Origin of the sequence: Paenarthrobacter aurescens, from assembly GCF_041549525.1 — a bacterium.
Lineage (GTDB): Bacteria > Actinomycetota > Actinomycetes > Actinomycetales > Micrococcaceae > Arthrobacter > Arthrobacter aurescens.
Genome location: NZ_CP157456.1, coordinates 474955 through 486826, shown reverse-complemented (window position 1 = coordinate 486826; position 11872 = coordinate 474955). Strand labels below are relative to the sequence as shown.

The 11872-nt window shown below is 62.3% G+C and carries 9 protein-coding genes; 4 read left to right on the top strand and 5 right to left on the bottom strand.

The features are described 5' to 3' along the window. Positions 1 to 175 precede the first annotated feature (175 nt). Positions 176 to 2353: a glycogen debranching N-terminal domain-containing protein gene (locus tag ABI796_RS02445; protein ID WP_141284498.1), complete on the top strand. Its 2178-nt coding sequence runs from the start codon at positions 176 to 178 to the stop codon at positions 2351 to 2353. Here the strand turns inward: ABI796_RS02445 and ABI796_RS02440 are convergent. Together ABI796_RS02440 and ABI796_RS02435 are read right to left on the bottom strand one after the other, a co-directional pair. Next, positions 2350 to 3765 (bottom strand): ferredoxin reductase, encoded by a 1416-nt coding sequence (locus ABI796_RS02440; RefSeq protein WP_141284496.1) that lies wholly within the window; start codon positions 3763 to 3765, stop codon positions 2350 to 2352. The genes ABI796_RS02445 and ABI796_RS02440 overlap by 4 nt on opposite strands. Then, positions 3762 to 5063: an SRPBCC family protein gene (locus tag ABI796_RS02435; RefSeq protein ID WP_141284494.1), complete on the bottom strand. Its 1302-nt coding sequence runs from the start codon at positions 5061 to 5063 to the stop codon at positions 3762 to 3764. Before ABI796_RS02435 ends, ABI796_RS02440 begins: the two co-directional genes overlap by 4 nt. A 170-nt stretch (positions 5064 to 5233) precedes the next feature. Between ABI796_RS02435 and ABI796_RS02430 the strand changes: the two genes are divergently transcribed. Further along, positions 5234 to 6166, top strand: coding sequence for a LysR family transcriptional regulator (locus tag ABI796_RS02430; RefSeq protein ID WP_141284492.1), 933 nt, complete (start codon positions 5234 to 5236; stop codon positions 6164 to 6166). A gap of 21 nt (positions 6167 to 6187) precedes the next feature. On the opposite strand, the gene ABI796_RS02425 is transcribed toward ABI796_RS02430, so the two are convergent. From ABI796_RS02425 to ABI796_RS02415, 3 genes are all read right to left on the bottom strand, one after another. After that, positions 6188 to 6412: a hypothetical protein gene (locus tag ABI796_RS02425; RefSeq protein WP_141284490.1), complete on the bottom strand. Its 225-nt coding sequence runs from the start codon at positions 6410 to 6412 to the stop codon at positions 6188 to 6190. Between the two features lie 5 nt (positions 6413 to 6417). Continuing rightward, positions 6418 to 7332, bottom strand: coding sequence for a pyridoxal 5'-phosphate synthase lyase subunit PdxS (pdxS, locus tag ABI796_RS02420; RefSeq protein WP_344762231.1), 915 nt, complete (start codon positions 7330 to 7332; stop codon positions 6418 to 6420). A 160-nt stretch (positions 7333 to 7492) separates the two neighbouring features. Beyond that, a complete protein-coding gene (locus ABI796_RS02415) occupies positions 7493 to 8173 on the bottom strand; it encodes a GntR family transcriptional regulator (RefSeq protein WP_141286070.1) in 681 nt (226 codons plus the stop codon). A 121-nt stretch (positions 8174 to 8294) separates the two neighbouring features. Here ABI796_RS02415 and purU point away from each other — a divergent pair, with 121 nt between their 5' ends. Continuing rightward, the gene (gene purU, locus ABI796_RS02410) at positions 8295 to 9209 is read left to right on the top strand and encodes a formyltetrahydrofolate deformylase (protein ID WP_141286072.1); all 915 of its coding nucleotides are present in this window, start codon (positions 8295 to 8297) and stop codon (positions 9207 to 9209) included. 58 nt (positions 9210 to 9267) lie between these two features. Continuing rightward, a complete protein-coding gene (locus ABI796_RS02405) occupies positions 9268 to 11760 on the top strand; it encodes an FAD-dependent oxidoreductase (RefSeq protein ID WP_141286074.1) in 2493 nt (830 codons plus the stop codon). Positions 11761 to 11872 lie beyond the last annotated feature (112 nt).

The following is an 11872-nucleotide window of genomic DNA, read 5'->3' as shown; positions in this document are numbered from 1 at the left end:
AGATTAACTCTGGGTTGCAGGCACAAGTTGCAGGCTCCGCAAATGCCGGGATTCCGCTTGGCTCTGGTGCCTTGACGCTCTCCGGCGTAGCGTCGGATACATCCTTGCAGGAGGCTGCCGCTGGACGGCAGTCAGGCTCAAGCGATCCGCACGCTTAGTGGTAAAGGAACATGTTGTGGCCGGATGGAATGCTGACACGGCAGCGGGGCCACTGGGCTCCGGAACGGTCACGTTGGTGGAAGGCTCGTCCTTTTGTATTTCCGCGGCCAACGGCGACATCCATCCGGGACTTCCCCACGGCGTCTTTCATCTGGACACCCGGATTCTGTCCCGATGGGAACTGACCGTCAACGGCCTGGTGATCGAACCGCTGGCAGCTGAAACCCGTGAACCCTACCGGGCCCTGTTCGCTGGCCGGGTACCTCGCTCGGATGGGTACGCGGACAGCCCCTTGCTGGTGGAGCGGCTCCGGGAAGTCGGAGCGGGAATCCTGGAAGAGATTACGGTCCGGAACTACTCCAAACATCCCGTGGAGTGCCGGATCCTGCTGACGGCTGAGTCCGATTTCGCCGACCTTTTTGAAGTGAAGGAAGCCCGCATTACGCGGCAGTGGACCGAGACCCGCGTACCGGAGGGCGATTCCCTGGAAATCCGCGGAAAGTGGGAGGGCATCCGCAAGAGTGTGGTCATCAGGGCCGAGGGCGCCGGCGCAGGGGCCAGGGCGTTGGGCTTCACCGCCAAAATTGAACCTTCCGGCAGCTGGAGCACCCGGGTGAGCGTGGTGCCCACTGACGGCGCAGGTGCTTCCCTTGGAACGGCACGGGCGCCTTTCGCACATCCGTCCCGCGGCGAGTTGTCTCCCAGTGATCGTCGCCGGGAGGAATGGGTAGCCAAGATCCCCCGGCTGCAGGTAGGGAACCGCTCCATCGAGCGCACTCTGAGGCGCAGTTACGAGGATCTTGGTGCTTTGCGGATCCAGGATCCGGACCATCCAAACAGGGTGGTTGTGGCCGCCGGAGCGCCATGGTTCATGACGTTGTTCGGCCGGGACTCCTTGTGGGCCTCAGAAATGGCGTTGCCTGTTGATCCGTCTTTGGCTCTGGGAACGCTGCGCACACTGGCTGACCGTCAGGGAACGGTGGTGGACACCACCAGCGAGGAAGAACCGGGCAAGATCCTGCATGAAGTCCGGCTGGATGTCTCCAGCGGACTGGCTCTGGGCGGAAAATCTGCGTACTACGGCAGCGTGGACGCCACTCCCCTCTTTGTCATTGTGCTGGGATCAGTGAGCCGCTGGGGTTTCGCCAAGGACGTCATTTCAGAGCTCCTCCCCAACGCGGACCGCGCGCTCGAGTGGATCCGGGACTACGGGGACAGGGACGGCGACGGCTTTGTGGAGTACGGGCGTCCCAACGAGCACGGTCTCATCAACCAGGGCTGGAAGGACTCTTGGGACGGTATCAACTTTGCCGACGGCACCATTGCCGAGCCTCCGTTGGCGCTGTGCGAAGTCCAGGCATACGTGCACGGCGCCTATATGGCGCGCGCCTGGATGGCGTACGACGACGGCGATCTCACCTTGGCAGCGGAACTCAGGGAACGTGCTGCCCGCCTGAAAAAGAAATTCAATGAAGAGTTCTGGCTTCCGGACAAGGGCTACTACGCGGTTGCTTTGGACAAGGACAAGCGCCCCGTGGACGCGTGTGCCTCAAATATGGGGCACTGCCTGTGGTTCGGGCTGGTGGATGAGGACAAGGCGCCCTTTGTGGTGGAGCGGCTGATGTCTCCGGAAATGTTCAGCGGCTGGGGCGTGCGGACATTGGCCAGCGATATGGGCGCCTACAACCCCGCCAGCTACCACAACGGATCGGTGTGGCCCCATGACAACGCTTTGATAGCGGCCGGGTTGCTCCGGTACGGCTTCGTGGAGGAGGCACAGCGAATTGCCACTGCCCTGCTTGAAGCTGCCGAGTTTTCAGGCGGAAGGCTCCCCGAACTGTTCTGCGGTTTCCCCCGCGAACAATTCAGGGAGCCTGTACCGTATCCAACTGCCTGCTCTCCACAGGCCTGGGCTGCCACCACTCCCATCCAGCTGATCACCGGACTCATGCGCTACGACGCCCATATTTCCTTGGGCGGGGTCTGGCTCGATCCGGTATTGCCGGAGTCTTACGGAGACCTGCACATCAGCAACGCCCCCATGGGAAGCGGCCGGATCACCATTGACGTGGCTGGTTCCTCAGCCCACGTCCAAGGTCTTCCGGATGGACTGACTCTCCACCGTGCGCAGCGGCCGTGGATTACCGAACTCGTGGAAAAGGCCGAACTGAGGCGTGCCGATCCTGGCCGCTAGGCGTCGATCACCATATCGGTCTTTGCGGTGGAGCAGCAGGGAAGGAACTTTCCTGCGTCAATCTCACGTGCACGGATGCCACCTTGGTGGTTCATCTCAATGTCGCCGGACAGCTTGACCACCTTGCAGGAACCACACATGCCCTCCTTGCAGTTGGCACCGATCCTGACGCCGGCACGCTGGGCCGGGCCCAGGATGTGCTCGCTGGGGTCAATGCGCACATTGATGCCCGTGCGCATGAAGGACAGGGTGAGGCTGCCGGTTCCCACCGTCTCAAAGCTCGAGGCGTCAGGTGTGGCAACTTCCTGCTCCACGTCTGCACCGGCGCCGGAAGCTTCGGGATCGGCCAAATCCGGCTCGGCGGACTCCAGTTCCAGGCCCGTCGCCTTCAGGGTCCCCTCGGCGTCGTAACCTGGCTCGTAGAGCCCAAACGCTGCGGGCTGGCTTTCGTAGTAGTCCTCTGCGGATTCCGCTATTTCCTCAGCGATTTCCTCCGCAATGTCCGCTGCGTGCGCGAGCTCTGCCTGGTATTCAAGGATGGTCTGGCGATCACCGGTGAAGAACTCCATGTGGATGGAGGTATCGTCTACGCCCACCTTCCCCAGGAGCTCAGTGGCGGTGTTCAAGTAGCCCTCGGGACCACAGGCGTAAACCTGGCGGCCGTTGGCATCCGGGGCCACCTGTTCCAGCATGGCTGCGGTGAGCCTTCCGCTCAGCCCTTCCCAGTCCGCAGGCTTGGCCCGGTCGCCCAAGGAGTAGAACACCTTGATGCGCGAGTCCACCGAGGCGATGTAGGCGAGCTCCTTGTTAAAGGCAAAACCCTCGTCCGCCGCACCGTGGTACAGCACTACAACGTCGGCCTGTCCCGGGAGGGAGTGGATGGTCCGCACCATGGACATGATGGGGGTGATGCCCGCCCCGGCAGCCAGCAGGAGATACCGCGCCCGCCGGTCGGCGTCGGGCAGGTGGAAGGCCCCCACAGGCCCCAGCATTTCAAGGACGGTCCCGGGCTTGATGTTCTCGTGCACCCACGGTGAAACCAGGCCGGTGGGATCGCGTTTTACCGTGATGTCAAAAGTCCAGGGCTTGGTGGGGGCGCTGGACAGCGAGTAGCTTCGGTCCGCCGGATCCTGATCTTCCCCGTTTACGGGGAAGGCCACATTCACGTACTGGCCGGCCCGGAACGCCAGGGGCGCACCGTCGCAGCGGCGGAACACGAAAGTCATCATGCCGCCCACTTCGGGAACAATCTCCACGCATTCGGCCATGAACTCCTGCGGATGCCAGGGACCCAGGGCGCGGGCTGCGCTGGCAGGGCCCTCGGTGCTTCCCATCACCCTGTTCCACGGCATTTCAAGGCCGCGAATGCGATGTGGCTCGTGGACCAGCGGCTCAGTGAGGAGTTCGGTCATGCCAAGTGCTCCTGGACACGCTGTACGTACCAGTTGATGAAGGCCTCCACCTGGTACTCGCTCTTCATGTACGGGCCGGGCTCGTAGGCAGGGCTGCCGGCACCGGTCTGGCACAGCTCCACGAACGCCTTGTCCTGCAGGTTGGTCTGCTTCCAGGTGTAGGTGAGCTTCTCGAGGTCGTAGTCAACGCCTTCCACGGCGTCGTCGGCTACCAGCCAGGTGGTGCGCACCAGGGACTGGTGTTCGTTGATGGGGAAGACGCCGAACGTAATGACGTGGTCGCTCTGGAAGTGGAACCAGCTGTTGGGCTGCAGGTGCATGGAGCAGCGGCCCAGGCGGAAGTCGCGCAAGTCGCCGAGCAGCTTCTTGGAGAGCCTGCGGCCATCTGCCGAGAAGGATTCGCCTTCGCCGTCCAGCGATTCACGGGAGATGCGGATACCGGCAATGCGGGTATCGAGCTCTTCCACTACTTCATAGGGAAGGCCGTAGCGGCGGCAGCGCTCCTCAAGGGAGGCCTGTGCTTCCTTGTTGCGATCCCATACTTCTTCAAGGTGGGCCGGGATCAGCCCTTCCGTCAGGCCCCAGGTGGGGAACAGGGAGCAGGCGAGCTCAGGGTGGCCGTCGCAGTGGTAGCACTCACGGTTGTTCTCCATGACGAGCTTCCAGTTGCCCTCTTCGATGATGTTCTGCTGGTAGGCAATCTTCGTCTTGGAGAGATCGTGGGGTGCCAGGTAGGGCTCGAAGATCTTGGACGTTTCATCAAAATCCGTGGGCGGCTCGTCGGCAACGCACACGAAGATCAGACCGGCCACCACGCGGCTTTGGGCCTTCTTGAGGCCGAAGCAGCTCTTGTCGAACTTGGTCTCTCCCGGCGCCGAGGCGTGGATCAGGTTGCCTTCCGGAGAGTAGGTCCAGGAGTGGTAACCGCACACCAGGTTGCCTGTGGACCCGGCGGATTCGGTCAGGACGCGGGCACCGCGGTGGCGGCAGACGTTGTGAAGGACGTTCACGCCGCCGTCGTCATTGCGCAGCACAATCAGGGAGTAGGGGCCGTAGTCAACGGTGATGTAGTCGCCTGGCTCCGGCAGTTCGGCAATGCTTCCGGCAAAGATCCAGTGCTGGCCGAAAATGGCTTCCATGTCGATCTTGAAGATCGTGGCGTCGGTGTAGAAGGGCGCGTCGAGGGAGTAACCCTTGCGCCGGAACTCGAACAACGCGCTGATTTCTGCCAACTGCTCAGCAGGCAAGGATGAAGAAAGTTTTCCGCGTGAGTTGAGGGGCAAGACTGGAGCAGACATATGTTTCCTCCCGGGAGGCGTGGGTAAGTGTGTGATTCATTGGGGATCGCAGTGCATCATTGCAACCGGCGTTATCGAAGTCTTCGTAGTACGAGATTAGGGATGAATGGCCTGCAACAAAAGCGCAATATTTTGGAGAAAACCATGCGCATTCGGTGCATGATGGGTGCATGATCGATCCACGGCTGATAACCCTTCGAGTGTTTGCCCGCTGCGGCACCGTAGGAGGCACGGCGGAGCTCACCGGGTACTCCCCTTCCGCCGTCTCTGCACAGCTGCGGGAGCTCCAGCGCATGCTGGGAATGCAGCTGCTGACCAAGGACGGACGAGGCGTGCGGCTGACGTCCACAGGCCGCTTTCTGGTGGCCGGCTCGGATGCGCTCATTGCCGAGTGGGAAAGCCTGCGCGCAGCGGCCATGAAGGCCGGCGACCAGGTGCAGTCGCACTTCGGGCTGGGCGGATTCTCGACGGCGGCCGCCCAGTTGCTGGCGCCTCTGGCCGCCACCTTGCGCACCACGCGTCCCCAGCTGGAGGTGCAGGTCCTTGAGGCAAATCCGGCCCGCTGCTTCGATTTGCTGGTGGCAGAGCGAATAGACCTTGCAGTGATTGTTGCCATGCAGTCAGACACCTACGTTGAGGACGATCCCCGGTTCGAACAAACAGTTCTGCTCGATGATCCCCTGGACGTCATCATTCCCGCCGACCACAGGCTGGCATCGCGGGAGAGCGTCACATTGGACGAGCTTGCCTCGGAACCATGGATCACCGAAGCCGCCGGCTCCACGTACCACGCCCTCTTCACAGCGGCCTTTACGGCTGTGGGGGTAACGCCGCGAATAGCCCACGAGGCCGTTGAATGGGAAACCCAAATCGCCTTTGTGGGCGCCGGGCTGGGCGTTGGCCTGCTGCCCCGGCTCGCACCCTTGCATAACGCCGAGAACGTGGTCCGGCTGCGCATCACCGGCAAAGGCAAGCCCGCTCGGCGCATTGTGGCGGCCGTGCGCAGGGGCAGCATCGCCTCGCCACTGATCCAGGAGTCACTGGCCATCCTGCAGGAAAGCGCACACCGGATCCTCACGGCACGGCCGGAAGACGAGCACTGAGACTCAATAGGTGACGGCTGCTCAGGCCCAGATTTGATAGCCCGTGGGCTTGTCGAACAGCCTCCTGGTGGAGAGGCCTTCCGCCGCTATCCAGAGCACCGAATCGTCGTCGGAGGCCTGCTCCACCACTCCGGTAAGAACGTGGCGGTCCAACAGCCACACCTCTACCGTGTGGCCCACCAGTTGGGCCCAATCGTTGCGGAGGCCGCGGCCATTAACTGTTTTGACGAGAGCGAGATCCGTCATTTTTCTCACCAGCCGCGCTCTGCGAGGCGGTGCGGTTGCGGGATGTCGTCCACGTTGATGCCCACCATGGCTTCGCCGAGGCCGCGGGAGACCTTGGCGATCACGTCCGGATCGTCGTAGTAGGCAGTAGCGTTCACGACGGCGGCGGCGCGCTCTGCGGGGTTGCCGGACTTGAAGATGCCCGAGCCAACGAACACGCCGTCAGCGCCGAGCTGCATCATCATCGCAGCATCAGCCGGGGTAGCAATACCGCCAGCGGTGAACAGGACAACGGGGAGCTTGCCGGTGGCGGCAACTTCCTTGACCAGCTCGTACGGGGCCTGGAGTTCCTTGGCCGCAACGTACAGCTCATCCTCCGGGAGGGCGGCGAGCTTGGCGATCTCGGCACGGATCTTGCGCATGTGCCCGGTGGCGTTGGAAACATCACCGGTGCCGGCCTCGCCCTTGGAACGGATCATCGCCGCACCCTCGTTGATGCGGCGCAGCGCCTCACCAAGGTTGGTGGCACCACAGACGAAGGGAACGGTGAAGTTCCACTTATCAATGTGGTTGATGTAGTCGGCCGGGGTCAGGACCTCGGACTCGTCGATGTAGTCAACACCGAGGGACTGCAGGACCTGGGCTTCGACGAAGTGCCCGATGCGGGCCTTCGCCATGACCGGGATGGACACGGCAGCAATGATCGCATCGATCATGTCCGGATCCGACATGCGGGACACCCCGCCCTGGGCGCGGATATCGGCCGGGACACGCTCGAGCGCCATGACGGCAACAGCACCGGCATCCTCGGCGATGCGGGCCTGCTCGACGTTAACGACGTCCATGATGACGCCGCCCTTGAGCATCTCCGCCATGCCCCGCTTAACACGGCTGCTGCCCGTCAGCGGAATATGGTCGAAAAGGTGGGGTCTTGTAGACACGGGATACTCCAAGGGCTGAAGGCTGTGATTGCATCACGAGCGCCCGAAGTCAGAACACAGAAGGCGCCTGATATCCGGGTGATATATTAGATGGAGTCTTCAGTATGCAATCAGCGCTGCGCTGAGTCAACAGCCTTGGAGCTGAGCAAACAGGCTGAGACTAGGCCGCGAAAAGCGCCTGGCGCACAGCCTGCTCGAAGCCGCTGACGTGGACGCGCGCCAACTCGGCAGCCCTATCCTCTTCGCCGTCAATGACCGCCCGCAGCAGATCCAGGTGCTCACGCACATGGTGCTCAAGCTCCGGCAGCCGGTCCAGGACCATGCACCAGATGCGGGTAGCCAGGTTGTCGTAGCGAATCAGGATGTCCTCGAGGTGCGGATTGGCCGCCGCTGCATAGATGCCCTGATGAACACTGGCGTCGAGCCGCAAGGTTTCAACCACAGAGGCCGCGCTGACATCAAAGCCCTCCACCGCGCGCATCACTTCCCGCAGATGTTCCTTGGTGGCAGCAGATGCAACACGGGCCGCCCTGGCCGCTGCGAGGGGTTCGAGTTGCGCGCGAATCTCGGAGATGAAGGCGAGGTCGGTGACTTCCACGCGGGTGGCAAACGTTCCCCGCCTCGGATACGTAATCACCAGCCGATCCAGCTCCAGGCGTTTGAGTGCCTCACGGACCGGCGTACGGCCAATCTCAAGGTCCTTGGCCAACTGATCATCATTGAGGAGGTCGCCGGGTTTGATCTCAAGCATCAGGAGCCGGTCCCGGAGGCGTTCGTAGGCGAGGTCAGCCAAAGACTTCTTCGTGTCTTCACCTGCGATTGCCAGAGTTCCAAAAGCCACAGCGCCCATCCCCTTCTTCACAACCAAAAAATCTATTGACCTGCCTGAGTGACCAGTATACGCTGAATCACAATCCTAATATATCAGTTCAGGACCCAGGAATATATCTAAAGGAGGAGACATGACCCTCGTGGCTACAGACTCACCGGTAAGCACTCTGCCGAAGCCCGAATTGCTCAAAGAAGAGCAAGCACAGAAGTTCGTACTCACATTGTCGTGCGTAGAACGCGCCGGGATTGTTCAGGCGGTTACCACCTTCCTTTACGAGCGCGGCTTCAATATTGAAGAGCACCAGCAGTTCGACGACGGCCTCCGCCAGACGCTTCACCTGCGGACTGCGTTCTCCGGCCCGCTGTCCTACTCACCGGAGCGGCTCGAAGAGGAATTCAGCGCAATTGCTGACCGTTTCGAAATGAAGTTCAGCTTCCATGACCAAACCAAGAAGAGGGTTCTGGTGATGGTCTCAAAGTTTGGGCACTGCCTGAACGATCTCATCTTCCGCTGGCGGGGAGGCAGCCTTGGCGGCGACCTCGTTGTGGTGGCTTCAAACCATGAGACGCACCGTGCCATGGCAGAAGCAGCCGGACTGCCCTTCGTCTACATTCCCGTCACCCCGGATACCAAGGCAGAGGCCGAGCAGCGGCTCCTGGACCTGGTGGAAGAGTACAACGTGGACCTCGTAGTCCTGGCACGTTACATGCAGGTACTCTCGGACGATCTGTGCCGCGCCCTTGAAGGACGCGCCATCAACATCCATCACTCCTTCCTTCCGGGATTCAAGGGTGCCCGCCCCTACCACCAGGCCTATGACCGCGGCGTGAAGCTGGTGGGTGCAACCGCCCACTACGTCACCGCAGATCTGGACGAGGGACCGATCATCGAGCAGGAAGTCATCCGCGTCGATCACAGCTACGGTCCCACCACGCTTTCAACCGTGGGCCAGGACGCAGAGGCTCTGGCTTTGTCCCGCGCCGTCAGGTGGCACTGCGAGCACCGCGTGCTGCTGGATCAGACCAGCACAGTGGTTTTCCGCTAAGCCAAGCACCAGAACACCAGCAGACTCACCCCTTTTAACTTCAGCAGGAGAACCCCCAATGGCATCCACGCCTCGCATTGTCATCATCGGAGCTGGGATTGTTGGCACCAACCTCGCCGACGAACTGGTCACCCGCGGTTGGAACAACATCACCGTCCTGGACCAAGGACCCCTGAACATGCCCGGTGGCTCCACGTCACACGCACCGGGCCTGGTTTTCCAGACCAACCCTTCCAAGTCCATGGCCCTCTTTGCCAAGTACACGGTGGAAAAGCTGCTTTCCCTCACTGAGGATGGCCAGAGCTGCTTCAACCAGGTGGGCGGCCTGGAAGTTGCCACCACGGAAACCCGGCTGGCTGACCTCAAGCGCAAGCTCGGTTACGCACAGTCCTGGGGCATCGATGGCAAGATCCTCTCCCGCGAGGAGTGCAAGGAGCTCTACCCGCTGATCAACGAGGAAGACATCCTCGGTGGCCTTCACGTCCCCACCGATGGCCTGGCGCTTGCAGCCCGTGCCGTGCAGTTGCTGATCAAGCGCACCGAAGCCGCCGGTGTGAAGTACATCGGCAACACCGAAGTGACAGGAATTGAGCAGTCCAACCACCGCGTGACCGGCGTAGAAACCGCCGACGGCGTGATCCCGGCTGACATTGTGGTTTCCTGCGCCGGTTTCTGGGGCGCCAAGGTGGGCGAGCTGATCGGCATGTCCGTTCCGCTCCTCCCGCTGGCACACCAGTATGTAAAGACCACGCCCGTTCCCGCGCAGAAGGGCAAGAACGAGCTCCCCAACGGCGCCCAGCTGCCCATCCTGCGCCACCAGGACCAGGACCTGTACTACCGTGAGCACGGCGAGCGTTACGGCATTGGCTCTTACGCACACCGTCCCATGCCCGTGGACCTTGATGAACTGGGCAGCTACGAGCCCAGCAGCATCACCGAACACAACATGCCCTCGCGCCTGGACTTCACCTTGGAAGACTTCCTCCCCGCCTGGGAAGCCACCAAGCAGATCCTGCCGGCCCTCCGCGAAAGCGAAATTGAGGATGGCTTCAACGGCATCTTCTCCTTCACCCCGGACGGTGGCTCGCTGGTTGGCGAGTCCAAGGAAGTCGATGGCTTCTTCGTGGCCGAGGCCGTGTGGGTTACCCACTCCGCCGGCATCGCACGCGCCGTGGCTGAGCTGCTCACCACCGGCAAGTCCCAGATTGATCTGGGCGACTGCGATATCCACCGTTTCGAGGAGGTCCAGCTGACCCCCGAATACGTCAGCGAAACCTCCCAGCAGAACTTTGTGGAAATCTACGATGTCCTGCACCCGCTCCAGCCCAAGCTCTCTCCCCGCAACCTTCGAGTCAGCCCCTTCCACGCCCGCCACAAGCAGCTGGGCGGCTACTTCCTGGAAGGCGCCGGCTGGGAGCGCCCCTACTGGTTCGAAGCCAACGCTGAACTCCTTAAGGAAATGCCGGACGACTGGCAGCCCCCTGCCCGTGACGCCTGGTCCGGCATGTTCAGCTCTCCCATCGCCGCAGCTGAGGCATGGAAGACCCGCACGGCTGTTGCCATGTATGACATGACGCCGCTGAAGCGCCTTGAGGTTTCCGGCCCGGGAGCCCAGAAGTTGCTGCAGGAACTGACCACCGGTGACATGTCCAAGAAGCCCGGCGCTGTGACCTACACGCTCCTCCTGGACGAAGCCGGCGGCATCCGAAGCGACATCACCGTGGCCCGCCTCAGCGAAGACACCTTCCAGCTGGGCGCCAACGGCAACATTGACACCGCCTACTTTGAGCGTGCCGCCCGGCAGCAAACCGCCAACGGCGACGCCGGCGACTGGGTTCAGGTCCGCGACACCACGGGCGGCACCTGCTGCATCGGCCTGTGGGGTCCGCTGGCCCGCGACCTCATCAGCACGGTCAGCAGCGATGACTTCAGCAATGACGGCCTGAAGTACTTCCGTTCCAAGAAGGTCACCATCGGCGGCGTCACCGTCACCGCCATGCGCCTGTCCTACGTGGGCGAACTCGGCTGGGAGCTCTACACCAGTGCAGACAACGGGCAGCGCCTTTGGGACGCCCTGTGGAAGGCCGGCCAGCCGTTCGGCGTCATCGCCGCGGGCCGTGCTGCCTTCAGTGCGCTGCGTCTGGAGAAGGGCTACCGCTCCTGGGGCACGGACATGACCACCGAGCACGATCCCTTCGAGGCCGGCCTCGGGTTTGCCGTGAAAATGACCAAGGAGAACTTCGTCGGTAAGGCCGCTTTGGAAGGCCGCACCGAGGAAGGCTCGGCACGTCGCCTGCGCTGCTTGACGGTGGACGATGGCCGGAGCCTGGTGCTGGGCAAGGAACCGGTGTTCTACAAGGACCAGGCCGTGGGTTACGTCACCAGCGCCGCCTACGGCTACTCGGTCCGCAAGCCGATTGCCTACGCCTACCTGCCCTCGGCAGTTTCCTTGGGCGACTCCGTGGAAATCGAATACTTCGGACGTCGCATCCAGGCCACCGTCACCGAAGATCCGCTGTACGACCCCACCATGAGCCGGCTCCGGGGCTAACACCCCCCGCAGGCCGCACGGCCTGCGTAGCCAACAAGGGCACACGGCCCGGACCTTCCCCCCTCGCAATGAGAGGGTCCGGGCCGTTGCTTTCCCGCTCCTTCAGTCAGCC

What these genes read in the sequence shown, in the direction of transcription:
- ABI796_RS02435 (WP_141284494.1), bottom strand. Translation starts at nt 5,063, where the DNA reads ATGTCTGCTCCAGTCTTGCCCCTCAACTCACGCGGAAAACTTTCTTCA.
- ABI796_RS02430 (WP_141284492.1), top strand. Translation starts at nt 5,234, where the DNA reads ATGATCGATCCACGGCTGATAACCCTTCGAGTGTTTGCCCGCTGCGGC.
- ABI796_RS02440 (WP_141284496.1), bottom strand. Translation starts at nt 3,765, where the DNA reads ATGACCGAACTCCTCACTGAGCCGCTGGTCCACGAGCCACATCGCATT.
- ABI796_RS02405 (WP_141286074.1), top strand. Translation starts at nt 9,268, where the DNA reads ATGGCATCCACGCCTCGCATTGTCATCATCGGAGCTGGGATTGTTGGC.
- ABI796_RS02425 (WP_141284490.1), bottom strand. Translation starts at nt 6,412, where the DNA reads ATGACGGATCTCGCTCTCGTCAAAACAGTTAATGGCCGCGGCCTCCGC.
- purU (WP_141286072.1), top strand. Translation starts at nt 8,295, where the DNA reads ATGACCCTCGTGGCTACAGACTCACCGGTAAGCACTCTGCCGAAGCCC.